This window comes from Enterococcus rivorum, from assembly GCF_001742285.1.
Taxonomy (GTDB): Bacteria; Bacillota; Bacilli; order Lactobacillales; family Enterococcaceae; genus Enterococcus_L; species Enterococcus_L rivorum.
Genome location: NZ_MIEK01000039.1, coordinates 1 through 25368 on the forward strand (window position 1 = coordinate 1; position 25368 = coordinate 25368).

General features: G+C 33.4%; 26 protein-coding genes. 16 read left to right on the forward strand and 10 right to left on the reverse strand.

Features of this window, described 5'->3' with window-relative positions; translation table 11 throughout:
* From BCR26_RS12635 to BCR26_RS12700, 13 genes are all read left to right on the forward strand, one after another.
* A partial coding sequence (locus tag BCR26_RS12635) for an FtsK/SpoIIIE domain-containing protein (RefSeq protein WP_281186562.1) occupies positions 1-1547 on the forward strand: 1547 nt, incomplete at its 5' end.
* A 64-nt stretch (positions 1548-1611) separates the two neighbouring features.
* A complete protein-coding gene (locus BCR26_RS12640; protein ID WP_069699360.1) occupies positions 1612-1914 on the forward strand; it encodes a DUF4176 domain-containing protein in 303 nt (100 codons plus the stop codon).
* Positions 1915-1935: 21 nt separating this feature from the next.
* Positions 1936-2328, forward strand: a complete 393-nt coding sequence (locus BCR26_RS12645) for a hypothetical protein (protein WP_069699361.1) — start codon at positions 1936-1938, stop codon at positions 2326-2328.
* A gap of 11 nt (positions 2329-2339) precedes the next feature.
* Positions 2340-2624 (forward strand): hypothetical protein, encoded by a 285-nt coding sequence (locus BCR26_RS12650; RefSeq protein WP_069699362.1) that lies wholly within the window; start codon positions 2340-2342, stop codon positions 2622-2624.
* Between the two features lie 22 nt (positions 2625-2646).
* Positions 2647-3072, forward strand: a complete 426-nt coding sequence (locus BCR26_RS12655) for a hypothetical protein (protein ID WP_069699363.1) — start codon at positions 2647-2649, stop codon at positions 3070-3072.
* A 37-nt stretch (positions 3073-3109) separates the two neighbouring features.
* Positions 3110-4426 carry a hypothetical protein gene (locus BCR26_RS12660; protein ID WP_069699364.1) on the forward strand — a complete coding sequence of 439 codons (1317 nt, stop codon included), beginning with the start codon at positions 3110-3112 and terminating at the stop codon, positions 4424-4426.
* 14 nt (positions 4427-4440) lie between these two features.
* Positions 4441-5292: a hypothetical protein gene (locus tag BCR26_RS12665; RefSeq protein WP_069699365.1), complete on the forward strand. Its 852-nt coding sequence runs from the start codon at positions 4441-4443 to the stop codon at positions 5290-5292.
* Positions 5293-5492: 200 nt separating this feature from the next.
* Positions 5493-6245 (forward strand): hypothetical protein, encoded by a 753-nt coding sequence (locus BCR26_RS12670; protein ID WP_069699366.1) that lies wholly within the window; start codon positions 5493-5495, stop codon positions 6243-6245.
* Between the two features lie 281 nt (positions 6246-6526).
* Positions 6527-7162, forward strand: coding sequence for a hypothetical protein (locus BCR26_RS12675; protein ID WP_069699367.1), 636 nt, complete (start codon positions 6527-6529; stop codon positions 7160-7162).
* A gap of 55 nt (positions 7163-7217) precedes the next feature.
* Positions 7218-7739, forward strand: a complete 522-nt coding sequence (locus BCR26_RS12680) for a hypothetical protein (protein WP_069699368.1) — start codon at positions 7218-7220, stop codon at positions 7737-7739.
* Between the two features lie 642 nt (positions 7740-8381).
* Positions 8382-8813, forward strand: a complete 432-nt coding sequence (locus BCR26_RS18350) for a hypothetical protein (RefSeq protein WP_139124948.1) — start codon at positions 8382-8384, stop codon at positions 8811-8813.
* 16 nt (positions 8814-8829) lie between these two features.
* Positions 8830-9033 (forward strand): hypothetical protein, encoded by a 204-nt coding sequence (locus tag BCR26_RS12695; RefSeq protein WP_211272303.1) that lies wholly within the window; start codon positions 8830-8832, stop codon positions 9031-9033.
* 480 nt (positions 9034-9513) lie between these two features.
* Positions 9514-10608 (forward strand): glucosaminidase domain-containing protein, encoded by a 1095-nt coding sequence (locus BCR26_RS12700; RefSeq protein ID WP_069699372.1) that lies wholly within the window; start codon positions 9514-9516, stop codon positions 10606-10608.
* Between the two features lie 207 nt (positions 10609-10815).
* Here the strand turns inward: BCR26_RS12700 and BCR26_RS12705 are convergent, their stop codons facing one another.
* The 8 genes from BCR26_RS12705 to BCR26_RS12735 form a co-directional block, all read right to left on the reverse strand.
* The gene (locus BCR26_RS12705; RefSeq protein WP_069699373.1) at positions 10816-11598 is read right to left on the reverse strand and encodes an NUDIX domain-containing protein; all 783 of its coding nucleotides are present in this window, start codon (positions 11596-11598) and stop codon (positions 10816-10818) included.
* Between the two features lie 20 nt (positions 11599-11618).
* A complete protein-coding gene (gene pnuC, locus BCR26_RS12710; RefSeq protein ID WP_084387132.1) occupies positions 11619-12440 on the reverse strand; it encodes a nicotinamide riboside transporter PnuC in 822 nt (273 codons plus the stop codon).
* A gap of 26 nt (positions 12441-12466) precedes the next feature.
* The gene (locus BCR26_RS12715; protein ID WP_245341891.1) at positions 12467-13627 is read right to left on the reverse strand and encodes an AAA family ATPase; all 1161 of its coding nucleotides are present in this window, start codon (positions 13625-13627) and stop codon (positions 12467-12469) included.
* A 424-nt stretch (positions 13628-14051) separates the two neighbouring features.
* Complete coding sequence (locus tag BCR26_RS12720; RefSeq protein WP_069699374.1) at positions 14052-14486, reverse strand: universal stress protein; 435 nt, start codon at positions 14484-14486, stop codon at positions 14052-14054.
* Between the two features lie 207 nt (positions 14487-14693).
* Positions 14694-15491: an LPXTG cell wall anchor domain-containing protein gene (locus BCR26_RS12725; protein ID WP_069699375.1), complete on the reverse strand. Its 798-nt coding sequence runs from the start codon at positions 15489-15491 to the stop codon at positions 14694-14696.
* A gap of 106 nt (positions 15492-15597) precedes the next feature.
* Positions 15598-16320 (reverse strand): nucleoside recognition domain-containing protein, encoded by a 723-nt coding sequence (locus tag BCR26_RS18795; RefSeq protein ID WP_342669761.1) that lies wholly within the window; start codon positions 16318-16320, stop codon positions 15598-15600.
* The gene (locus BCR26_RS18800; RefSeq protein ID WP_209591823.1) at positions 16286-17521 is read right to left on the reverse strand and encodes a ferrous iron transporter B; all 1236 of its coding nucleotides are present in this window, start codon (positions 17519-17521) and stop codon (positions 16286-16288) included. The genes BCR26_RS18795 and BCR26_RS18800 overlap by 35 nt, the downstream gene beginning before the upstream one ends.
* On the reverse strand, positions 17514-17759 hold the full coding sequence (locus BCR26_RS12735; protein WP_069699376.1) for a FeoA family protein: 246 nt from the start codon (positions 17757-17759) through the stop codon (positions 17514-17516). Before BCR26_RS12735 ends, BCR26_RS18800 begins: the two co-directional genes overlap by 8 nt.
* Positions 17760-18129: 370 nt before the next feature.
* On the opposite strand from BCR26_RS12735, the gene BCR26_RS12740 reads away from it, so the two are divergent.
* The 3 genes from BCR26_RS12740 (at position 18130) to BCR26_RS12750 (ending at position 21481) form a co-directional block, all read left to right on the forward strand.
* Positions 18130-19347: an FprA family A-type flavoprotein gene (locus BCR26_RS12740; protein ID WP_069699377.1), complete on the forward strand. Its 1218-nt coding sequence runs from the start codon at positions 18130-18132 to the stop codon at positions 19345-19347.
* A gap of 74 nt (positions 19348-19421) precedes the next feature.
* Entirely contained in the window at positions 19422-19637 is a 216-nt protein-coding gene (locus BCR26_RS12745; protein WP_139124949.1) for a hypothetical protein, read from the forward strand.
* Positions 19638-20044: 407 nt separating this feature from the next.
* Positions 20045-21481 carry an aldehyde dehydrogenase family protein gene (locus tag BCR26_RS12750; protein ID WP_069699379.1) on the forward strand — a complete coding sequence of 479 codons (1437 nt, stop codon included), beginning with the start codon at positions 20045-20047 and terminating at the stop codon, positions 21479-21481.
* A gap of 887 nt (positions 21482-22368) precedes the next feature.
* Here the strand turns inward: BCR26_RS12750 and rplI are convergent.
* Both rplI and BCR26_RS12760 read right to left on the reverse strand, forming a co-directional pair.
* Entirely contained in the window at positions 22369-22821 is a 453-nt protein-coding gene (gene rplI, locus BCR26_RS12755; RefSeq protein WP_069699380.1) for a 50S ribosomal protein L9, read from the reverse strand.
* 5 nt (positions 22822-22826) lie between these two features.
* The gene (locus tag BCR26_RS12760; protein WP_069699381.1) at positions 22827-24797 is read right to left on the reverse strand and encodes a DHH family phosphoesterase; all 1971 of its coding nucleotides are present in this window, start codon (positions 24795-24797) and stop codon (positions 22827-22829) included.
* Positions 24798-25368 lie beyond the last annotated feature (571 nt).

The following is a 25368-nucleotide window of genomic DNA, read 5'->3' on the forward strand; positions in this document are numbered from 1 at the left end:
GTGAGCTTCATGATGTGGACTTCAAAGAAGCTTGGGCAACGGAAAAACAAGCCTTGAAACCTGTGATTGGTTTAGTGGATATCCCAAGTATGCAGGCCCAAGAAACCCTTGAATTGAACTTAACCCAAGAAGGACACGTGGCCGTCTTCTCTAGTCCAGGGTATGGAAAAAGTATGTTTATGCAGACGGTGGCGATGGACTTAGCCAGAGTGCATAATCCAGAACGCTTGAACCTGTACTTGTTAGACTTCGGAACCAACGGACTTTTACCATTGAAACGTTTGCCTCATGTGGCAGACACCATGAGTATTGACGAAGAAGAAAAGATTGTGAAATTTACCAGAAGAATTACCGATGAACTAAAACGTCGTAAAAAGCTACTTAGTGAATACGCCGTAGCTAGTTTAGATATGTATGAACGTGCCAGTGGCAATGAAGAACCAATTATTATGATTTTAGTCGATGGCTACGAAGGCTTCAAAGGCTCAAAATTTGAAGAACCTTTAGAGAAAGTCATCATGCAAGTGGCTCGTGAAGGGGCAGGAATCGGGGTTCACCTACTAATCTCGGCTGGACGTCAAAACTCTCTAAGAATGAACCTTTACAGCAACATCAAAACCCAAATCGCCTTGAAGCTGATTGACGATTCGGAACCAAGAGCGATTGTTGGTAGAACCAACTTAACCATTGAAGACTTACCAGGACGTGGCTTAATCAAGCTAGACGAACCAGAAAGCTTCCAAACCGCCCTACCGGCTGAAGGAGAAGACACACTCCAAATCATTGAAGCCATCCAAGCCGAAGTCAAAGAAATGGACGAATACTGGACAGGCGGACGACCAGAAGAGATTCCGATGGTACCGGAAGTGCTTTACTTTGATGCCTTTAAGAAGAAGAAATCTGTACAGAGAGCTATCGATAATAATTTGATTCCATTAGGAATTGATTTTGAAAACGTAGAAGCAGTATCAGCAGATCTAAGCAGAATGAAAAATTTGCTCATCTTTAGTGACAAAGATGAAGTTCTTCAATTACTTAGAACCCAAATGGTTCAAACCCTGGTTCATATGAGTAATGTGAAAACCATGGTTATCGATTCTGAAAATACTTTAAGTTCCTACCAAGATCAGGTACGAACATATATTTCAGGAGATAATCAAATTGAACAATTTTCAGAAATGGTAATGGCAGAAATAGAACGCAGACAACAAGAAGATGTATCCGATTCATTTATCATTATGATTGATCAGCTAGACACTTTTATCAAAGCATCAGGAATCAAAGAAGAAGACTTTAAAACTATTTATGAGAAAGCACCTAAAGTCGGAATTCAACTAATTCTCTGTACACCTTACAGTTACGTAATGTCCTATGATCAAATACCGAAATTTATTAAATCTAATGCTAAACAAGCTATTGTTGCAATGAGAAAAGCTGACCAAACTATTTATGAGAAACCGTATCAAGCAAATGAACCACTACTAGATATAGATGAAGCTTATTACTTTATCAATAATACGTATCAAAAAATAAAAATGAGTCGATAAAAATTGAACGTCTATAAAAAACTTATAGACGTTCTAAAATAGAACTTAACTAGGAGGAAGAAAAATGGCAAAAGAATTATACAGCTTAGGAACAATTGTCTATTTAAAAGAAGGAACCCAAAAAATAATGGTGATTGGACGGGGTGTTGTGTATCAAGATGAAGAGAGCAATACAGAAGTTTTTGTAGACTATATGGGCTGTGCATATCCAGAAGGCATAGATCCTAATCAAACTATTTTTTTTAACACAGAAAATATAGATCAAGTGCTATTTGAAGGCTTTAAAGATGAAGATGAGACACGATTTCTGACTGTTTTTGAAGAATGGGAAAGTGGGTTAGACATCCCTAAAAAGAAAATTGACTAACCTTTCTTAGGAGGAAAAAAGATGAACTACGAACAACGAATTTCTGCATTAGAACAATTTAAATCATCCATTTCTAATGGTACAATCGAAGATAATGCGTCTAGTTTTTCAGAGAATGTCTCTGGATGGAAAGGAGGCACTGCAAAGGATAAATACAAAACATATATTTCTAAAGTAAAAAAAGAAACAAGTAAAGCGGTCACGAAACGAGCAGCCTTTTTAAGCAAAGTAGACGAACGAATTGCTTATGTTCAAGCAAAATTTAATGCCGAATACCAATCTTACAGTGCCTATTTTATTGGAATATCAGATGTTGATCCTATAAAAGACAAACAAAAGAAAAGAATCAAATTAAATGGCATGTCTATGGATGAAAGTGTACGAAATAAAATTAGACGAAATTTCATGTTATAGGGGGGAAAATCTTGACAACAATTAAAGTTGAATGTGAACGATTGGCAGAGAAAGTAGCCAAAGTTAAAACTGCAGCCAATAATTATCAGGATAAAGTTGTATCTTCTTCTCTAGCTTTTATGGAGGTTAATGAAGATTTACAAGGGCAAGGCTACGATTCATTGTTAAGCCAAATATCCAAAAGATTAGAAGGACAAAAGAAATTAGTAGCGGAATGTAACGTTTTGACAGATGCTATGAAAGATTATCAACAAGCAATGAGCGAAGCGGAGTCGTCAGCAAATTTCCCAACCTAAAAGTAAGGAGCGAAAAATTAAGATGTCCGGTAAAATTAAATTTGACGAAGGCAAACATGCACAGTTGGTTACTACATTAAATGATGTAAGTAACTCATTTTCGGAAGTTATGACCGCATTAAAAAATGCAAAAGCAACCGTTGATTCTGATTTCAAAGGAACAGCTGCAGATGCACTTAAGACAGCTCTTCAAGGGAAAATAGATCAACTAAAAAAAGAAAAAGAATCATGGTACACTGTGATACGTAACGCAAATCAAATTCAAACTGCTCTAGTAGATGCAGATATGGATAGTAAAAAAATTATTCAAGGTCCGTCTCTACCACCTAACAAAACTGGTACACAGCCTTCTAAAAATAATAATCCTTTTGTAAGTGGACCCACTCTACCAAAATCTGGTAGCGGATCAGCACAAAAAAATCCATTGGGAACAAATAGTTGGTTTTAACTAGATTTAACAATAAAAAGAAAGTGTGGGGAGATGCATGAGTTCAGGAAATTATACGATTCCAATGAGCGAATACTATAGTAAATCAAACGAATTTAAAGGCAAAGTTCAAGAAGTGGTCGACAATGTACAACAAAACTTTTTGAAAAAAGTTTCAGACAATATCAACAACTTGGATAGCGAAGATCAATCATTTTTAGAAGGCTGTAGTGCTTATACACAAGGAAAAAAAATAGTAAGCACTTTACAAGACAAACATTTACAAAATTTAGGATATATGTCCAATGAAAATGGACAAAACCCATTGCATAAAGTAGTAGATGATGATAAAAAATTTGCTTCAAAATTTAATGCTATTGCACAAGGAAAAGCTAGCAACGAAGTAACTGCTGCATTGGGTGCAATAAATCGTTCCATTACTACCCAGAAAAACAATAGTGAATTTATTTCTTTTTTGAATGGAATTTCAGACCAACTTAGTAGTGATGAAGTAAAAAGTTTAATGCGTTTAGCAAAATTAAATCCAGAAAAAGCTTGGCAAACATTGCTGAATAGTGAACAATTTATCGAGGTCATTGGTAAAAATGCCAAAGTACAAGATTTATTTTTGTCGGCAATGATTTCTCTAGAAAAAGCTGGAAACTTACCTGCTAAGTTTATGGATATCCTTATTGATAGTCCAAAGTTTGTAGATTTCTTAAGTAAGGCCCCAATGAAAATTCAAAATGGTGTCTTAGATGTAATGACATTTATAGCTGACAAGGGTTGGACTATCACAAAAACTACTGAAAAATTCACAGGGTGGGTTAAAACTGTTGCTGAATTAAAACCGTTAAAAATACTCACAAAGTTTGCTGGAACAAAGTTAGGTGCAGTTGTTACCTCTCCATGGGCTGCAATTGGTGTAACTGCAGGTATTTCGGCTTTTGATGCCTATAATGCAGAAGGTAAGGCGACACATAAAGATTTAGGAAAATCTGTAACATGTGGTGTGATTGATGGAATTACTAGTATTGGTCCTGTAGAAGGCGCTTTGATAGGCGCAAGTGTTGGTGGTCCTTGGGGGGCATTGGGTGGATTTATTGGTGGTGGATTGATGTGGGGATCACAAGTTATATTCCCTAATTGGCCTAATAATGTCAAAAATTGGGCATACGAAGGTGTTGATAAATTTAAAGATTGGGGACAATCCGTTCAAAAAGAGTTCAACACCATAGCAACAAATGTTGGAAAGGACTTAGAAAAAAAAGTAAGCAATTTCAAAAATGATGTAGCTGATTTTGGTAAAAAAGCTGAAAAGGTACTAGACAGGTTACCAAAAATAACTGCACCTACACTTAATTGGTTCAATTAGGAAGGAAGAAAAATATGAAAAAAACAATTTTCAATGCTTCTTTTGAGGAAAGTCAAAACTATGTTACTGAAAAATATATCATTGCATCCATGAAAGATTCTGCTAAAAAAATTGTAATTAAAAGAACTGCTGGTGTTCTCATTATGAATGCCTTTCTATTGATTTTAGCTATTTTTGTTAGATGGGTTGAACATGAGGCTCCTATAATTAACCCCATGTTAGCCAGTAAACTCAATATTGTAATTTACTTGTTTTCTTTACTGACTCCTTTATATTATCTAATAAAAATCCTTGATTATAAAAATAATACGATATTGAACTCTTATTATTTTAACCAAACTATGTGCATTATTACTTTCCCATTTTCCATTTCCTTTTATTTGTTTTTTGTAAGTATTTCTGTCGGAATAACTGGAATACCTTGGCTGATTTTTATTTATCTGATACTTCTTGTACTTTTTTTAATCAATAGATACCTTTCTTTAAATAAAAAAATGGTTAGTGCATTATATCATAATAAAATGACCAAAAACAAATTAGTAGATTACTATCAAAAATTTGAATTTTTTGCTAAAAAATATGGTTCTATAATAATTATTCTACTATTTCTTTTCAGAGTATTTTTTTATTCTAAATCAGGTACCCCCTCTGATTATAGTTTCATACAAAAAGTGTTTATAGCCCTTTCACCTTTAATGGGAATTTTTGTAATAGCCTTCATATTCGCTATGATAGAAAGTGTCATGGAAGGTTATTATGTAAAAAAATATTCTGAAGAGTACAGAATAAAATATGGCTACTCAAAAAAAGACTGGTATGGTTCTAAATCTAAAATGTACAAAGAAGAGCTAAAGAACAAGCAATAGCTCCATATATATATATGTTAAAGGAATAGATGCTCTCAAGAATGGAGCAAATAAAGCTGTAGATTTTGTTGAAGATAAGGTCATAAAAGCAGGTGAATGCGTTAAGGAAGGTGTAGGTAAAATAAAAAGTGTGGGAAAAAATGTGTCTAATTTCTTTTCTGGAGGGGGGAAGCTAGCCAGTTCTTGGTTCAGCTAAATTTATGAATAATAAAGAAATAGAACCCTATATACAAACTGTGGATAATTGGAAATGGTGGAAAATGATATTTATAATTCCAATATTTATTTTTTCCTTAACAATGCTCCCTACAGCCTTTATCAATTTGGCAGAACAAGCTTCGCTAAAGAGCAATGGCTGGAACATAACGAGTCTAGAATACTCATTAATTATACCAACTAGTTTACTTCTATTTCTATTAGTCTTATTAGCAAATAGAAATAAAATTAAATCTATTCTTTTTAACAATATCATTTTGAGCTTTTCTTATGGTATATTTTACTACCAAATAATAATAGCTTTTCAGTTTTTCATTAAATATCCACTTTTGAGAATTTTAAATTGGCTTTTTTTTACTATATCTATCTTTATAATTATTTATAGCTATTCAAATAAAAAATTTGATTTATTTAATTTTTTCAGTAAGAAAAAAACCGAACAAATCGTTAAAATTGTTGCAATTTTATGGGGCATAAATTTAGTAGCTAGCTCATTGTTTGAAGGTTTAAAAGATCTGAAAAATCTTTTCTGGTCTAGCATAGTTAGCTTTATGCCATTAATCTTAATTATTCTTTCAATAGGTGTATACGATTATGGATTTAAAACGATTCACTTTTTGAAAAAAATAAACCAAAACCAAGAAACATACCGAACACAGTATGGCTATTCAAAAAAAGACTGGTACGGATCAAAATCTAAAGAATATAAGGAAGAGTTAAAAAAAAGTAATGTTTAACCCTATAAACAAAAAATCTGATACCTTACGTGTAAAATAATTTAGCAATTAATTTACCTTGCAGTAGAATCCTCTCTTTGGATTCTGCTGTAATAGTAAGTTCGTTGGCGAGTACTTTTCAAATTAGAGATTTATTTTTAAATCTATTTTGTTAAATGATTCCTTTTGAACTATCAAGTAAATTATTTTCAGAACTGTTAACTAAAAAAGACATTAATCCATAATTAAAAAATCACAAAAAGTGATACATGTCATTAATTAAGAAAGGTTAGAAGATATCTATGAAAAAAAAATTAGTATTCACCGCTTCATTTATTTTTTTGACATTTAATTTTAGTGCATGCTCCCTCAAAAAAGAAGCTACTGGGTTAAAAAAAGTCAAACAAGAAGAAAGCTTCTCAAAAAATTACGAAAATATAGTAGATGATGGATATACTATCGGAGATTACCATTTTTACTTTGCGAATTTTCAAAAAAAAGATAGCGAGACAATAAAAAACAATTTACAAGATTTTGACAGTACTATAGTTAAGAATTTTGAGACGTACCAATATAAAATTGATAAGACTAAAAAAATAAATATGCTTCCTTTTAGAATACAATACAACCCAACTGATGAAACTATTAGAACAAACTATTTCTTAATAAATAATACTAACACCAAGATTTCATCTATTGATATTGAAGGATTACCTAAACTTAAAAATATTGACATTGTAGAACCAACAACTATTTCCTTTTCAGATGAAGATTTTCTTCAACTTCCAACAAATGGTTTCATTTCATTTTCCGTAACAATGTCTATGCCCATAGAATATATAGAGAGTCTTAAAGAAAACAAAGTAAATGATTTGAGTTTCGACATAATTGATTTAAAGATCAATGGAGAGAAGGTGGACAATTCTAATGAACATTGAGGGATAAAATTAAACTCCAGTTTTTGGCTAAAATAATTTTAAAGGATGTTTTATTTTGAAAAAAACAGCAGATGATTTTTACTATTTTATTTTATCAATCAAATATGGATTACAAATTCTAAGTGTCAAAGCTACTAAAACTATTATTAACATCGCCATTGTTTGTTTCCCAATAATGTTTTTCTATGTGTTAAACGTTAATTCAGAAGATAATATAATACCATTTACAATGCTACTTAAAAGTCTTTCCTTATTCTTTTTCACTACTTTTATTCTTTATCTATTTTCGTTTCTATTTGTAAGTAAAAAGATATACGAATCAATAATTTGGTTTTTAGCCAGTATATCATCTTTGCTACTTGCATATGTTTTGATTATTTTTGAATACTCTGTTTATTTGTTCCAATACTTTTCTCAAGAGCAACAATATCTAATTTTTAATTTCATTTTGCTTTTTCCTTTATTTATTTTTACACTATCTTTGACATACTACATTATTAAAATAAGTTCAGGAAAAACCCATAAAAATGATGCTTATGTAATAGACTTAGAAGAAAAATACAAAAACAAAGCATGAATATGATACAAAATCTATCTAAAGTTCAGCGCAACAGTATATCTATCGCCTTAATTGGTTTAGGATTAAGCAGTTTTATAGAGAGCTCCTTCACACTATTTCTTTTCTTTTTTATATGTGCTGGAATAATCTCGTGGACTACAGCAAAATTCTTAATTGTTGCCTATATAAAATTCAAATTCCCAGAACAATACCTTGATGAAAATATTAAAAAAATGCTCAAAAAAGAAAGGATTCAAAAATAATGAACGTTTTCCAAGCTCCATTAATCTTACAAAATAAGGAAGGATTGAGTAAAGTATGTTAAAAAAATCTAAAATAGAAGACTTTTATATGTTTGGAGTCTCTTTTGAAGAAAACAGTCAAGGTTTATCTGCTTTCGAAGTCATGACAGCAATTTCTATCTTTTTAAACCCATTAATGTTTTTCTATATAAATCAACAAATAAATGTAATATTTTACTCTATAAAGCCAATTGTCTATCTATTTTATTTTACTTCATTAATTCTGCATACTATTTTTTGTATAACTCTTAGTATAAGAAAAAAGACAAAAATAAAAAATTATGAATTAAAGCAAGGTCGTTTATTTATTTGGGGACTTTTTAATATTATAAACCTACTTGTTTTAGGAGGCTATATAATGAACTTAGCCGGAGGAAGTAACTCCTTTTTTTACAGTAATTTTAATGAGCGTGAACTAGTTCTAATCAGTACCATACTGTTCGTTTTAGAACTTTTGACTATTCTCATTTCTAGTCTAGTGATTATTTTCAGTATTAAAAAAGGCTTATATCGTGAAAACCAGGAGAAGGTAACCAATATGAAGCGAACTGCAGAAATCGTTCAACTACTAACACCTGGTGTAACAAGTTTGTCTTTTCTTATTATCATGTTTTCTAATAGTGGAGAAGATGGACTGGGATCGTTTATGACAATTGCTATGATTATTATGGGGTTGGTAGTTGCTGGAAAATTACCTTTTCTGTACATGCTTTATTACCTAAGAAAAAGATTTCCTGAAACATATTTAGAAACTTATGAGGGAAAGAAGGAGACAACAGATGAAATTTGAGCGTTTACCCTTTATTATGAAAAATTTAATTCGATATCAAGCTACTATGAAAGAAAATGATTGGAACAAAGGATTTGATTTGTTAAGAAGTATTGAATTTCAAGAGGGAGTTTATAAGACAGGACCTATGTTTTTCTCTATGGAACCTGCTGAAAATGAGCCTAGATACAGAAATTTCGAATTTTTTATGCCTGTAAACTTCCAAGTAGAAGGAGAATAATGTCAACTACCACTAATCAGCAAGGAAAAACTTGAAAATTACAGAATAGCACTATGTTGCTACTAAAATTATTGCCTTAAATTTATGCATGCCATCTCTTTCTCATCTCACTCTTTTAAATTTTTTTCATTATTTTAAAATAATTGTAGAGAGCTGGAACGAAATAGTGTAGAATATTATATAATGCAATTTATTCTTTTTGTGAATTCGATTTGATAACGTTTTTCGTGTTTTTAAAATGCTGTATTTTTAATATAAATTATAAATTAAATCCTAGAGATTAATAGCTATTAATTGGTTCCTTCTTTTAGAGTTCATTATTCTAAAAAAACCATGTGTAGCTTTTTATAATTAAGTATTAGCATTTAGCATTCGTACAGAAAAAGAAAATCGAGTTTTTAGAATAAAAAAATTTCACGCTTTATTGCGTATTTATTAAGTAACAGGAAAAAAAAGCTAAAAATGAAAGAGGTCTACTACATGAAAAAGAAATTATTACCTTTATTGGCAGCAAGTCTTTTATTAGGAACATCGCTCTCACCTGCAATTAGTTTTGCAACTGAAAGGACTGGTTCATTAGAAACAACAGCTCCTAGCACAGAGGATTCAGGGACAATCAGCACGGAAGAAACAACTGAAAGTTCTACCACCGAATCTAGTAGTGGAACAGAGAGCTCCTCTGAGACTACCACACCTTCTAATGGAGAAGAAACAACAGATTCGTCAGCCACTATTGAATCACAGCCAACAACTCCTCAAACAGGGAATCAATCGCAAGGTACCAATCATGTTCCTTCCGTTGATCCAGAGAAAGAGGGTACTCCAGTTGTTGAACACACAACGGTTGCAAACTTAGAGGAAATTGTCATAGTAAAAAATCAAACAACGGATCAGTTTATTGAAAGTATCGGTGAACAAGCTCGAAAAGTAGCACACGAAAAAGATTTGTATGCCTCTGTCATGATTGCCCAAGCGATTTTAGAATCTGGATCAGGCAATAGTGGGCTTTCTGTTGCTCCTTATTACAATTTATTTGGAATTAAAGGCAGCTACGAAGGTAGTTCTGTTACGATGAAGACACAAGAAGACGATGGCAAAGGAAACCTTTACACAATCGATTCCGCTTTTCGTCAATACCCTTCCTACAAAGAATCACTAGAGGATTATGCGAAGTTACTTAAAGAAGGCTTGTCTGGAAATTCTGAATTTTACAAAGGAACGTGGAAAAGCGAGACCACTGATTACACCCAAGCAACTGCTTTTCTAACAGGAAAATACGCAACAGATGTGCAGTATTCTGAGAAAATCAACAAACTAATTGAAGTATATGAACTGACAAAATATGATGCCCTAGAAGAAAAAACACCTGAGCAAAAAGAACAAGAGCAAAAACAAGCTGAAGAAAAGAAAATCAATGAACAAAAAGAAAAAATTGCTAAATTGAACGAAACTCATATTACTTTTACTAAAGAGCTACAACGCTTAAAACAGGAAAAGAAGCGAAAAGAGTTAGAACAGCTAGTTCTTGCTCCAAGTAAGTTTCTTGGACAGTTAATCAAACAGTTAGATGCATAAATAAGGAAAATGAGAGTAATAAAACTAAAAACTATTTTTATTTCACTCCCTAAATACGAATAAGCGATGAAAATACAGCAACAAATTTCTGAAGGCTAAGCACTTATGCCTCGCCCACTACTATAATAAAAAAGAAATATAGAGGGGAGACTTATCGATGGATGAGTTTCCCCTCTAACTCTTAGTAAATTTTAAATTAAAGCATTTCTATTTCAATCGATAAATTTTTTTAGGTCGACCTTTCGTCGGCTTAGTCTCAAATCCCAGCTCTTCAAAAAATTTGCCTTGCGTTTTTCTAAAATTGCTATTATCTAACTCTTCTAACGAAAGTCCTAAAAATTTACTATACACCTTTCTAGCATCAGTCAGTGTAAACGTTGACCCCAATATTTTCAAAATGGTCGGAGCATAATTCAAGCGATTTTTTATCCTGATAACAGCTTCTTTGATAATCTCTTCATGATCAAAAGCTAATTGATTTAAATCAATTAACCCATGCTTTCCATCGAGTTTAATCTGCCCAGCTTTGTTAACAGCTAGAGAAACCCACTCTACTTCTTTTGCATCATCGCTCGCAACGATCTGTACTTGACTCATGCAAGGAAGATACGTTAGATGAGCAACTGTGATTACCCAAGTTCGAGGATCTCTATTAGGTGTAGCAATCGTTTTTAATTGCTCTATACAATCACTATCTAACTGTATACTAACCTCTTCTTTAACTTCTCGAATGACAGCCTCTAATGTATCCTCATTTTTATCAACAAATCCTCCTGGTAAAGCATATTTTCCTTTAAAAGGATTCGCTTTTCTTTGAATCAATAGAAGCTTTATTTGTTCATCTTGCCATCCTAAAATAACATTGTCTACCGTAACAGAAGGTTTCTCATATGTTGGTAGATCCTGATGTTTATACCATTTTAAAAACTCTTCTTGAGATGCTTCCTGTTCATAATATTTTTTTTCTTCCTGAATATTCTTAAATTTCATTTATTTTATCACCTGATTCTCTATTCTTTTTTTCTCGCTTCCTTTGTCCAGCGAATATAACCTACAATAGAGTTTATCAAAAATACCCAATACATAACAGTCATTTCTAGACTAGCACCCCACCACAGATAAATACTAAACACATTTGTTCCCATCCAGAAAAGCCATTGTGCTGAATAAGAACCATTCATTAACCACTGTCCTACATAATTTGTTCCATCTGTTACAGAATCTCTAAAAGGTCTATTAGCACCAATACTTTTGTAAATAAAACCAAATATTCCCCAGATAACTGTCATCCCAAAAATTGCCTTGACCCAACCTAATACAGATAACTTTTTAGGTTTAATAAAATGATGTTTCTCATCTGTCTTTTGATTCTGTTGAACGTTCAACAGCCATAAATATGTTCCTACAAACTGCATTAGTAAAAAATAAATTGACGTAATTACTTCCCCGTAAAATCCACTATCAATGCTTAAATACAGATAGATGCTAACATTAATTAAACCAAATAAGTAATTACTAACTTTTCCTTTCGTTACGAAAATGACATTAATAATTCCTGTTACCCCCGCTATCATTCCTACAAAACTATCCGGTTGATTCAAATAGACAACTAATTGAATCCCAACTAATATAGTTAAATAGACTACCTCTAATGGTTTCCAACCAAGAAAGATATCTTCTAATAACGCTCTAAATATACCATGAACACCTAATTCTTTTGCTTTCTCCATTAGCTTATTTATATTTTCTTTCAAATGAAGCCGTAGCGCTTCCCAATATTCTCGATCCATCCTGGTATCCAACCAACTTCTAATTTCTACTACTTTATTCATATTATTCACTCCTATTCAAATTTTATCTACTGTCCATCCCAAATAGATAAGTTTAATCGTTCTTTTATTATTCTTTGTGCTTCTGTATATCGACCATAAAATCCTTGCGGGTCGCTTTCAGTCGGCACACTTTCCAGTACTACCACTTTATCCATTAAACCCGCTTCTTTAAACAACGTTATTAGGTGTTCATGGAATGCCCAACGAACAGCATCCTCTGCCATTGTCATATCTCTAAAATGATCGTCAATGTATCTGGTTACTGGTGGAATTATCAAAATCAATGCCCATTTCTCTTGCTCAATCGTCGTTGCATACTGCAAATCCAATGCCTTTTTCTCAGATTCTGTTATAAGCATTTTCCCTTGCTTTTCAGCCATTTTTTTATCCGTAGTCAAATACCAATCCATATAGGCTTTTGTGACTGTACTATTTGTATCTGCTATGACTAAGCCATTGTTTCCACTACCTTCAATTTCATTCGACGTTTGACGGTACTGATTCGCTAACAAATACGTATAATCTTTTCCATTCAACTCTTCATCTAATACATTATATTTTTTCTGATAATATCTAGCGTACTCTAATGAGAAACTACTTCCATAACTTCTTGCAAGATCTTTAACCAGCGTTGTTTTTCCACCAGAAGCAGAGCCTGCTATTAAAACATTTTTACTGAAATGACGTCTAAAAGGTTTCGCTATTTGTCGCCAATATTTCATAGGATTTTCCCTAATTTTGGTTGCTGAAATAGGCAATAATTCTCGATTTATCCTGACAACTTTCCAATCTGGTCTTAAAATAGTTAATTTTTCTTCATATTCTTTTTCTCCTACATAAATAGTAATATCTACTTTATCTACAAGGTTTTGTTGTACTTGTTCTTCTACTAATTCTAACCATTGACTCCACCCTTCAGGATACTCTGGAATCCCAGTTTCATCGACTTTCACAACATGAACTAGCTCATCTTCTTTAAAGGTTTCTCTAACATAGCGAAACCTTTTCGTTAAACCTAAACCAATTTTCGCTCCACGATCGTTTTCTCTCCCACAGGCAATTAGGATCACTCCATCATGAGATCGTTTTGCTTGATGGATAGCTGATATATGTCCCAAGTGCATTGGTGCCCAAGTTCCAAAAAATAAAGCAATATCGTTTCCTTTTAGTTTTTCTCTCACTATCATCCGCTCCTTTTAGGTATTTTTTACCTTTATTGTTTTAAAAAGAAAAAGGTTGATTTTAGCAACCTTTTTCTGAAGAAAATTTTAGGTAAAAAATACTTTTATTGTTAAAAAAATAATACCATAGAAAAATAGTGAAGTAAATAAGAATTTGTATTTTCCAAAAAAATACCCGTTCTCAGCAAGAACGGGAAAGGAGTTAAAAATGAAAAAGTCTTTTAGTCGGGTTGTTTTGTTGGTATATGTACATGTTACAGAATAGTTATGACTATTCTGTGTAGATTTTTTTGGTTATTTCATAGGTTTTTGTAAATTTTTTTCAGTAATAAAACTAACTATGGTTCCTTTAAAAAAATGACTTCTCCAAAATCATCCCTTAGGTGATTATTGGTGAAGTCATTTTAGCTTAAACTTGCTACTTTCTTATCTACTTGATGACCATTATATTGCAAGGTGCATGGTTTACGACATAGGCTGCTGTAGAGCCGATTGTTATTCTTTGGATTGCTCCTTTTCCTGTAGCACCGACAATCAATAAATCAATATTATAACGCTCTGGTAGTGTTTTGGTTAATAGTTCTTTCACATTACCAATTTCTACAATAGGCGTTATCTCTTGAATTCCCATTTCTTTTGCATCATAGACCCTTTTCAGTAACTCTTTTTCAACATTTTCTTTTTCCTCTGCTAATAGCTTAGAATAAGCATAGGCACTATAAGCAATTTCTACTTCGTTGATAATACAAACAATAAACAAGTGAGCCTTTTGTTCCTTTGCGATTGCTAACGCTTCAGAGAAAGCCTTTTCAGAATTGTGTGAGCCATCAACTGCAACAAGGATATTTTCATATCTTTTTGACATCGTAATCACCTCTTTCATCTTTATTTTAACATAATTCTGACTAATCATATACAAAGAACACTTTGTTGTAGATGATGCTATATGGTTCCTTTCGATAGATGTCTTCTATAAAAAAGATCAAAGAGGTTTAGGAACTCCCTAAACCTCTTTTACAAATCTTTCTATCCATCTCATAACTTTTTTTCTTCTTTTTTAATCAAAGGAAATTTATTCTTTTATTTTCTTATAGTTTCTAAATAGAACGAATAATCCAACAAAAGATAAACAAATACCTAGCATAAATAAATAGTTATTCTCGCGATCACCTGTTTTAGGTAAGGTTTTTTTATTAGTCGTTCCTGTGTCTGTTGTGTTATTAACCACTTCAGTCGCTGTTGTTGGAGTAGTGTTTTCTAAAGTGCTTATGGATTCAGTTGAATTGGTTGTTTCTGTTGTGAACGTTTGACTGGTGCTTTCACTTGTAGAGGAACTTGTATCACTTGTTGAACCTCCTCCGTTCAAGGTTACACTTGCTTCAGCAGAAAATATAGAAACGGATGCATCTGATCCTACTATTGAAATTGTGACTGTTTCACCAGGAGCCCCTGTGATAACCGTCTTAAAAGTAATTATTGCATCACCTATTCTTGCAGGCCCACCACTTCCCCAAACTATACTATCTGGTGCTGACACGCCATTAAATATCGTACTCTCTGAAATATAGGTTACGCTTGCTGGAAGATTTTTATCTAATTTAAAATCATCAAACGCTGGGTTTGTAGGCGCTAGTACTTCCAATGTCCATGTAACTTCGTCTCCATCATTAATTAGGGTTTTATCAGGACTTAAGCTACTACTTACCACAGCTCTATTCCCGGCAGGTACTAGTGGTGCTACACTAGATTCCAAAGATTCACTGGTGTTGTTGCTACTTAGATTACTTTCCTCTGCTCTGACAACTTTACTGAAAGAAACAACACTGACACATATAAAGAATAAAAAAACAACTCGCACTATTTTCCTCATATTTTTCTCCTTTTTACTAAAATATATAAATAATTTTAGCACGAAAAACAAATAAAGTCGATATTAATAATATCTTTTTTACATAATTGATAAAAAAATCATTTTTTTAAAGTGAATTAAACAAATGAACGATCAATGTCGTCAGCATCGTTACCCCAATCCCTATCACCGTTGGAACAAGAAAGGATAATGCCGTCCATTTTTTACTCTTTGTTTCTTTATAGATTGTCAATAATGTTGTTGAGCACGGCCAATGATACAGAGAGAAGAGGATCGTATTAACAGCCGTAAGCCATGTCCAATTATTTGCGACTAATAATTCTTTAAATGACTCCAATGAAGTATAATCTACCAAAGTACTTGAAGCCATGTAACCCATAATCATAATCGGAATCACAATTTCGTTTGCCGGAAATCCCAAAATAAATGCTAGTAAAATTATGCCATCTAATCCCATTAAATGGGCAAAAGGATCTAGAAAATTAGAAACTTGTTTTAAAATAGTTACGTCCCCTATTTGAACATTCGCCATCACCCAAATAAGAAGACCTGCAGGAGCCGCAATAAGTACTGCTCTTCCTAAAACAAATAACGTACGATCAAAAATAGAACGAACAATCACTTGTCCCACTCTAGGTTTTCGATAAGGCGGTAACTCTAGTGTAAATGAAGAAGGAATCCCTTTTAATACTGTTTTGGACAATAACTGAGAAACCCAAAAGGTCGTTAAAACTCCCAATAAAATAACACCAGTTAAGATTAGTGAGGAGAACAAAGACCCAGTTAACGATGTGCTACTTCCTGCAAAAAAACATGACGATAATCGCAATTAGCATGGGAAATCTGCCGTTACAAGGAACAAAATTATTGGTAATAATGGCAATTAGTCGTTCTCTCGGAGAATCAATAATGCGGGCCCCCACAACACCAGCTGCGTTACAGCCAAATCCCATACACATCGTCAAAGCTTGTTTGCCACAGGCTCCTGCCTTTTGAAAATACTTATCTAAATTGAAAGCAATACGTGGTAAGTAACCAAAATCTTCTAAGAGGGTAAACATTGGAAAGAAAATTGCCATCGGTGGCAGCATAACCGATACTACCCAAGACAATGTCCTATAAACCCCTAAAATTAGTACCTCTTGGATAAGAGTCGGAACGCCAATGATAGTAGTCCACTCCATTAACTTATCTTGAAAACTAAATAGCATTGAAGCGAGCATCTCAGAAGGGACGTTAGCTCCCTCAATCGTAATCCAAAAAACTAAAAACAATAAAAGCAACATGCTAGGAATACCTGTGATTTTATTTGTTAAAAATCGATCCAACATACGATCTTTTTTATCATATTCTTTATCACGATAAGTAACCACTTCATTGGTAATCGCTTCCGCTCGATTCATTAAGGCGGCTACTTGGTCTTCTTCGCTCTCAAACCCTTGTAGAGACTGTCGAATATAGGGATTACTAGTAACTTTACCCTTAGCAGCTAAGGCAACCTGTTCCATAAGTGAAGTCAGTCCTTCTTTTTTGACAGCAGAAGTCCCAACGACTGGAACACCTAAAAGTGTTTGTAATTTTTCTAAATTAACGTCGATATGTTTTCTTTTCGCTTCGTCTAATAAATTAACACAAACAATCACATGAGGATTGATGGTAATGATTTGTAAAACTAAGTTCAAGTTCCGCTCTAACGCTGTTGCATCGCATACAACAACCGTTGCTTTGGGATTTGCTTCTATAATAAAGTCTCTCGCTACTTCTTCTTCCGTTGAATGAGCTAACAAAGAGTACGTTCCTGGTAAATCCACCAAGCGATAATTGACTCCGTTAAATAAGTGAGTTCCTTGAGCAAAACTAACGGTTTTTCCCGGCCAGTTCCCTGTATGTTGTCTCATTCCTGTCAATTCGTTAAATAGTGAGCTTTTCCCCACATTAGGGTTTCCAGCAAAAGCAATCACTGCTTCACCAGTTCCTGTATTTTCCAGCGTCACCTCTTCTTTTTCCTGCGATTCAAATTCTTTAGTCATCCATTTCAACTCCTTTTGCGACCACTTGAATTTTAGCTGCATCACAATTACGAATCGCAATAATTGTTCCTCTAACTCTATATGCAACGGGATCCCCACTAGGACTCGCTTGAACTACTTCAATCAGCGTTCCCTTCGTCATTCCTAAATCCCATAGCCTTCTTTTCATTCCACTATCTGTTTCTATTGTTTTGATTCTAGCCATCTCGCCAACTTTAATTTGTGCTAAATTGCTCATCTAACTCCCCCTTTTTAGTCCACCCTAAATATAGTTCTATGTTACCCATACAACCATTTTAAAGCAAGCGTTTTCTTTTTTTGTTAATTTAGTAAGAACAAATGTTTCACATGAAACAAAATGATCTATTCTAATCTCCCACCTTATTTACGAATTTTTTTAGCTATAATCGTTAAATTATATTTTATATACTTTAGACAAGCTTGGAATTAAATTGGTCTCACTATTTTTATACTCTTCAAAATGAAAATTTTTTGTTAATAATTGCACTTTTTAAAGTCATTCTAAAATATCTTGTTTAAAAAAGAATTTTTTTTTGGTATACTTAATAAAAAAGAGAAAGTGAACGCTTTCACTAAAAGGAGAAGTTATGCATAATACAAGAACAATTAAAGAAGACATTATTTGGGTTGGTGCCACAGATCGAACCGTTAGACTTTTTGAAAATCTATTTCCTTTAGATCATGGGATGTCATACAATTCTTATGTTATTTTAGATGAAAAAACAGCCTTGATGGATACGGTAGATTCTTCTGTCAGTGAAGTTTATTTGGAAAATGTTGCTCACGCATTAAATGGCAGAAATTTAGATTATCTCATTCTTCACCATATGGAACCTGATCACTGTGCCAATATTCAAGCCATTGTTCGACGCTATCCAGAAGTAATGTTGGTAGGAAATAAGACGACCTTTAAGTTTTTAGAACAATTTTATGATATACAGGTTCAAGAGAATTATCATCTAATTAAAGATAAAGATACATTAACGTTAGGGAAAAGAACCTTACAGTTTATGTTACAGCCCAATGTACATTGGCCAGAAGTAATGTTTAGTTATGATAGTGAGGATGGCGTGTTATTTTCCGCAGACGCTTTTGGTTCATTCTCTCCTCTGGATGGGAATATGTTCACTGATGAACTTGATTTTGAACACCGAATTGCTGATCAAAGTCGTCGTTACTACGTGAATATTCTTGGGAAGTTTGGCGCCAATGTCTTAAGAGCCCTTAAAAAAATAGGGGATTTACCTGTAAAAATGATTTTGCCGCTTCATGGTCCTGTCTATCGAAGTGAAGAACACATTCAATACATTACCAATCGTTATCAGCAATGGGGAAATTATGAAGCTGAAGAAAAGAGCGTTCTAATTCTTTTCGGTTCGATGTACGGTAACACAGGAAATGCTGCAGATAAATTAGCAAGTTTACTAGCTGAAAAAGGCGTTAAAAATATCCGACTGTATGATATTTCAAACACTGATATTTCGCAAATGGTATCTGATATGTGGGTTTATTCAAATATCGTCTTCGCTTCACCAAATTACAATGGTGATTTAATGTATAAGATGGACTTTATCATCCGAGAAGCAATACGCATGAACCTACAAAAACGAAAAATTTCATTCTTATCAAATGCGACTTGGGGAGGAACAGCTTTAAAGACAATGCAAGCCTACTTTGATAATCCTAAAAACTTTGAAATTGTAGGAGAACCTGTTCAAATCTCTTCTTCTGTGAAAGAGAATAACCTGCCACAGTTGGAAGAGCTGGCTACAGCGATTGTTGCTTCGATGGAAACGATTGAATAATTAAAACTGCAAAAATAGTTAGGAGAAATCGCTTGGTTAAAAAATCTATATTTTATCTTGGAGGCTTCTTTCTATTGGTAAGATTGACGGGAATCATTTTGACCCTTAATTTAATGCCTGTGCAAGATCCAGATATGATTTCTAAAGAAGAATTTATTGCTATCCAAAAACAATTTTCCATTCATTATGAATTGGGCAGCTTTTTAATAATCTGTAGCAATTTTATTCTAGTATTTTTCTTGCTCTTCTTAATCTATTTGTTTGTATCTGAAAAGATTAAGCAGTCCTAATTCGAGAAAAATTTTTTACTCACTCTAAAAACAAATAACTAAATTGAAGATTAACCAGAACGAATAATTTTACTTTTCGTTCTGGTTTTTTATTTTGGGATAATTCCAGGAAACTCTATTAATAAATGAGCAAGTTTACTAGCAAAAATAGACAGTGAGACCAAAAGGTACTCCTTTTTAAAACTGCTCTTTATGATTAATTATTTAAGGTCAGCTGAATTCGTTTTGGCATCTAATACGCTTCAACCTCTTTAGCTAAAGATAATTAAATTTTTTGGTAACTTCTGCTACTCCCTTTATAGATACTTTATTAAAAATATAAAGAAAGCGCTTTCTTTTATATTTGGTGTATGCTATACTAAAAATAATTTTTTATCAATAACTATTTTTAAGGAGGAGTCTAAGGAATGAAGCACTACACAGAACAATTTATTAACGGGGTTTGGCAAGAAGGTACTAGCACTAGTTTGATGGAGAATTACAATCCTTTTACGGGAGAACTCATTTATCGCTATCAAGCGGCAAGTCAGCAGGATGTAGATGATGCCTACCAGGCAGCGCAAATAGCCCAAATCCAGTGGGCCAAAACACTTCCAGAAGAGCGTAAAGACTATCTAAAAAAATTAGCTACAATTGTGGCAGATATGGAACAGGAAATTTTTGACTTGTTGTGTGAAGAAAGCGGTGGAACTAAAGCAAAATTTGCCTTTGAGTATGGAGATACATTAAAGGTTATTGATGATGCTATGGCCTATCATATGATGATGAATGGTAAAATTATGCCTTCTAATGTGTTAGGAAAAGATAATTATGTTTACAAAATACCTAAAGGTGTCATTACCGTGATTGCTCCTTTCAACTTTCCTTTGTTGCTCTCTATGCGTTCAATAGTGCCTGCCATTGCCTGTGGAAATACTGTTGTAGTAAAACCTTCTAGCGAAACACCTGGCTCAGCATTTCTAATAGCGGAAATGTTTGAAAAGGCAGGCTTTCCAAAAGGCGTGATTAACGTCGTTGCAGGGCGTGGGTCAGAGATAGGAGACTACATTGTGTCTCACCCAACTTCATCACTAATTTCATTTACTGGATCAACAGAAGTTGGACAACATATTGGAAAAGTGGCAGGTGAATTATTAAAAGATGTCTCTCTTGAACTTGGTGGGAATCAGGCTATGATTGTCTTAGAGGATGCCGATGTGGATCAAGCAGCCAAAGCAGCCGTTATTGGCGCTTATTCGCATCAAGGACAAATATGTATGGCAATCAATCGAATTTTGGTTACGCCAAATGTACGCGACCAATTTATTAAGTCCTTTGTTGCCTATTCTAAAGAAGTAAAGGTAGGAGATCCTACAGATGAAGAAGTATTCATTGGCCCACTAATCAACGAAAGACAAGCACAGAAAGTAGCAGAAAATTTACAAGCGACCATTAAAGCTGGAGCAAAAGTCGAGTTAGAAGGAAAAATTGAAAAAAGTGTTGTTCACCCTTGGATTCTTTCCAATGTAACAAATGATATGTGTGCAGCAAAATGTGAAATGTTCGCTCCAGTTTGCTCAATCATTACAGTAAAAAATGAAGAAGAAGCAATCAAAGTAGCTAATGACACTGAATACGGCTTAAGTAATAGTATCTTTACGAAGGATTTATACAAAGGTTTAGAGTTGGCTAAACAATTACATTCTGGGATGGCTCATGTGAACGATCAATCCATTACTCATGAACCCCATGTAATGTTTGGTGGGGAAAAATATTCAGGCGTTGGAAGATTCAATGGTCAATGGGTAATAGACAAGTTCACAACAGAAAAATGGATTAGCGTCCAAAAAATAGACCGTTATTAATCCTGTATCTTTCTTTATAACTTTAGGTATTTAACGGTCGTACTTATCTATCAATCGTATCCAAATTGCTTAATGTAGAAGCTTTATCAATCCCAATCCTCAGTTTGATTATAACTACTATGTTGGTATTCTTGTTAGAAATTTTGGATTCCAGTAAAATATAGACATTAAAAAATATTGTAGGGATATGAAAAAAGAGAATTTTTTTAAGTGAGATTCTCTTTTTTTGATTGTTTTTCCAAATAATTATTTTTTAAAACTATTAATGGTTATTCTGTTTTTAGGAGTACTATGGGTACCAATGCTTTTTTATAAAAAAAATAAAGATTTTCTTGAAGTAGTTTTTGATCGAGATTTATCCTATTTTGTAATTTGATTAGATGAAAAGGGCGAGGGCTACAAGATTGATCTTCTATCCTTTTTCACCCTATTTTAATAGTTTTGCTGATTTCTTCTTCACGAATCCAAATAAAGTGTTTGGCAATCTGTTGGAACGCGTGGTTAAAGATTTCCATTTAGCATACGATATCCTTCGTGCTACGATAATAATGATAATCAAACGTTTTACGGACGATGTTGATTGCCTCTATCTTTGCGCTCTAACTAGCTATCTTTTGATACAACGAACAGAAAGAGTCTGTAATAAAACTAAAATCGTTTTATTACAGACTCTTAATTTTTTTATAAACGATAGAACGAAGATAACTTCTTACTACTCTCTTATACAGAGGGTTACTGTTTAAGAGGTACATTCACGGCCAAAATACATTCACTTTGGTTACTTAAAAAATAGACTTTAGAAAATGCAAATGAGTGGTCTTTTGGATTATGCGCTACTGGTTTAATAAATAGAACAGCTACTCCAAAACTTGACCCGCTACACTCTTCTATTCCTCTACAACATGAACTTTAATAACTGCAGTGACTTCTGAATGTAATTTTACTGGCGCTTTTGTATAACCTAATGAACGAATCGGTTGAGCCAATTCGATTTTTCTTTTATCTAATTTTACCTTATATTGTTTTTCTAAACCTTCAGCAATTTGTTTAGAAGGAATTGCACCAAATAAACGGCTATCTGCTCCTGCTTTTGCCTTAATTTCTACTACAGTTTCTTCTTTTTCAAGAAATTCTTTCATTTTATTTGCTTCTTCTAGAATTTCTGCTTCATGCTTCTCTTGCGCCTTTTTTTGCCCTTCAAGAGCACTTATACTGCCTTTATTCGCTTCTTTGGCATAACCATTTTTAATTAGAAAATTTTGCGCATAACCCGTTGGAACTTCTTTAACGTCACCTTTTTTTCCTTTACCTTTAACATCTTTTAGAAAAATTACTTTCATAATTTTCACTCCTTCCCATACATTTCAGTTGTATTTTGATGAATAGCTTCCAGTAATAAGTGTTTTACCTCAGCAATTGTTTTACCAGATAATTGCACGGCAGCGTTTGTAAAGTGTCCTCCGCCACCTAAGTTTTCCATAATTAATTGAACATTAATTATACCATTACTCCTAGCACTAATTCCAATCTGTTTATCCGTTCGTTTAGTAATAACAAAAGAGGCATTGATTCCAGACATTGACATCAAAGTATCCGCAGTTTTAGCTGCAACAACACTATCATACTCTTTGCTTTCCTCACCGGCAACTACAACAATATCTGTTGTAATATATTCACTTTTAGAAATCAGCCCACTCATCTCTAAGTAACTATTTAAATCTGAACTTAATAGATATTGTACTAAAGAAGAATCAGCACTACAAGTTCTTAAATAGCTTGCTACATCAAAAGTACGCGCAGTCGTTCTAACACTAAAACTTTTCGTATCCACAACAATACCCGCCAATAACAATGTTGCTTCTATTTTTTGTAACTTCTTTTCAGCATTACTTTGGTACTCAATTAGTTCTGTAACTAATTCCGAAGCAGAAGACGCCGACGATTCAATATACGCAAGCAGCGGCTTGGCTGGAAATTCTTCTCCACGTCGATGATGGTCAATAATAACTACTTTTTCAAAGCGTTCATAAAGCTCCTGAGAGATCGATAGCGACGGTTTGTGATAATCCACCATAACTAACAAGCTACTATCTGTTTTCCTCTTAATGGCCTCTTTAGGCGTTATTATCTGTTGCTGTAGTTCAGGGTACTTCTTCAGATGCTCCATCACACGTTCTACATCAGGAATAACCTCATTTTCATTAAGTACAATCCAAGCTCTCTTGCCATAAAATCTTGCTAGGCAAGCGACTCCAAACGCTGAACCAATGGCATCCATATCTGGAAATCGATGCCCCATTATATAAACATCTGCTGATTCAGATAATATTCCTTTTAAAGCAGTACTCATTGCTCTAGAACGAACACGCGTTCTTTTTCCGACAGATGCTGTTCTTCCACCAAAAAATATTGGCTTCGCATCATCTTTTGCTTCTTTTACAACAACTTGATCGCCACCTCTAACTAAAGCAGTATCTAAGTTTGTTTGAGCAGTATTTCCAGTTTGATTTAAGGTTGATCCACCATAAGCTATCCCCATACTTAACGTAACCGCAAACTCTCTACTTTTAGCTTCATTTCTAAGTGTATCCAGTATTTGAAATTTGTTGTCCATCATTTTTTTTATATCTTCTAGTTGTGCAATAAAGAAATACCGTTCTGCGTTAATTCGCTTATAAAATACTTGGTACTCTTCTAACCAATCTGAAATGATTGTTGTCAAAAAACTATTCAAGTATGAAATCTCTCGTTCATTCATTGAATCGGTTATGTCATCATAGTTATCAATTGATACAATACCAATAGCCGTTTGCATTTCAAATTTTTCTTTATGAAGATTGCTTTCTTCAGTTATGTCTTTAAATGTTATTGTATGCTGTAGTTCATTCACATCAAATTGATAAACTTTTCCATTGCTTTTAAATACATCTTTTCTTTTTTTTGCTGATGATAAGAAAGATTGAATTTTTTTTGAATCAATCAACAATTCACCATCATTAAAAATTTTCTCTGCATATGGATTCAGCCATTGAGCTTCCTTTGTCTGAGAATCATAACTTATAATCCCAACAGGAACTTCATTCATTGCATAGTCTATTGATTTTTCAGCAATTGTACTGGCTTCTCTAATTTTTTCTGTATTAGAGATTTCAACTATTTTCACTAAATTAAACATTTGTTTCATTAAGCACATATTTATCAAAACTAACCCACTAATAAAAAACACCTTGTTAGATACAAATAAAAACAGTAGTACTTGTATAACAAAGAGAATGAATACAGAGATTATAATTCGTCCTTTTCTTCCCTTGCGCATGTTTAACTCCCCCAGTAATCCTACAATAAGAATATTTTAGCATAAATTTGTCTTTTCAGCGAATAACGCAGTCAAAAAATGTTTCACGTGAAACATCCTAAGTATATTTTACTTTAATAAGAACTCAATCATCGTCAATGGATTTAGATATATATATTCCAAGTGAACTTTTTATATGCGTAATTCGAAACTAGTTAGTGTCTATTTTTTTATGTACATTAGATAGGCTTTTCAAATTTTTAGATTCAACTGTTAAATATTAAAAAGCGCAAGTTTATTTTTATGCTACAATCTTTAAAGTATAAGCAGATTAAGAGTGTCCCATTAGTATACCCCAATTCCTGTTAACGAATAAGTGGTTTTACAAAAGGAGACCTCAATTTTGTAGACTGTTCCTTTAATACCATATTACGTAGTCTTCTCATCAACAATTCGGTTATTCTTTTTTTGATTTAAGTAGCTTGAAAAACAATAAATCAGCACCACCCGTGAGAACGGGTGGTTTGCTCTGCGGGTGGAACCCGCTCTTACCGGCCTTGGTCTAAAGACCTACTGAATCAGTCCGCCTTCC

Bases quoted from the DNA above. Each gene is read 5' to 3' on its own strand.
- BCR26_RS12640 (WP_069699360.1), top strand. From the start codon at position 1,612: ATGGCAAAAGAATTATACAGCTTAGGAACAATTGTCTATTTAAAAGAA.
- BCR26_RS12645 (WP_069699361.1), top strand. From the start codon at position 1,936: ATGAACTACGAACAACGAATTTCTGCATTAGAACAATTTAAATCATCC.
- BCR26_RS12655 (WP_069699363.1), top strand. From the start codon at position 2,647: ATGTCCGGTAAAATTAAATTTGACGAAGGCAAACATGCACAGTTGGTT.
- BCR26_RS12660 (WP_069699364.1), top strand. From the start codon at position 3,110: ATGAGTTCAGGAAATTATACGATTCCAATGAGCGAATACTATAGTAAA.
- BCR26_RS12665 (WP_069699365.1), top strand. From the start codon at position 4,441: ATGAAAAAAACAATTTTCAATGCTTCTTTTGAGGAAAGTCAAAACTAT.
- BCR26_RS12670 (WP_069699366.1), top strand. From the start codon at position 5,493: ATGAATAATAAAGAAATAGAACCCTATATACAAACTGTGGATAATTGG.
- BCR26_RS12675 (WP_069699367.1), top strand. From the start codon at position 6,527: ATGAAAAAAAAATTAGTATTCACCGCTTCATTTATTTTTTTGACATTT.
- BCR26_RS18350 (WP_139124948.1), top strand. From the start codon at position 8,382: ATGAACTTAGCCGGAGGAAGTAACTCCTTTTTTTACAGTAATTTTAAT.
- BCR26_RS12695 (WP_211272303.1), top strand. From the start codon at position 8,830: ATGAAAAATTTAATTCGATATCAAGCTACTATGAAAGAAAATGATTGG.
- BCR26_RS12700 (WP_069699372.1), top strand. From the start codon at position 9,514: ATGAAAAAGAAATTATTACCTTTATTGGCAGCAAGTCTTTTATTAGGA.
- BCR26_RS12705 (WP_069699373.1), bottom strand. From the start codon at position 11,598: ATGAAATTTAAGAATATTCAGGAAGAAAAAAAATATTATGAACAGGAA.
- pnuC (WP_084387132.1), bottom strand. From the start codon at position 12,440: ATGAATAAAGTAGTAGAAATTAGAAGTTGGTTGGATACCAGGATGGAT.
- BCR26_RS12715 (WP_245341891.1), bottom strand. From the start codon at position 13,627: ATGATAGTGAGAGAAAAACTAAAAGGAAACGATATTGCTTTATTTTTT.
- BCR26_RS12720 (WP_069699374.1), bottom strand. From the start codon at position 14,486: ATGTCAAAAAGATATGAAAATATCCTTGTTGCAGTTGATGGCTCACAC.
- BCR26_RS12725 (WP_069699375.1), bottom strand. From the start codon at position 15,491: ATGAGGAAAATAGTGCGAGTTGTTTTTTTATTCTTTATATGTGTCAGT.
- BCR26_RS18800 (WP_209591823.1), bottom strand. From the start codon at position 17,521: ATGACTAAAGAATTTGAATCGCAGGAAAAAGAAGAGGTGACGCTGGAA.
- BCR26_RS12735 (WP_069699376.1), bottom strand. From the start codon at position 17,759: ATGAGCAATTTAGCACAAATTAAAGTTGGCGAGATGGCTAGAATCAAA.
- BCR26_RS12740 (WP_069699377.1), top strand. From the start codon at position 18,130: ATGCATAATACAAGAACAATTAAAGAAGACATTATTTGGGTTGGTGCC.
- BCR26_RS12750 (WP_069699379.1), top strand. From the start codon at position 20,045: ATGAAGCACTACACAGAACAATTTATTAACGGGGTTTGGCAAGAAGGT.
- rplI (WP_069699380.1), bottom strand. From the start codon at position 22,821: ATGAAAGTAATTTTTCTAAAAGATGTTAAAGGTAAAGGAAAAAAAGGT.
- BCR26_RS12760 (WP_069699381.1), bottom strand. From the start codon at position 24,797: ATGCGCAAGGGAAGAAAAGGACGAATTATAATCTCTGTATTCATTCTC.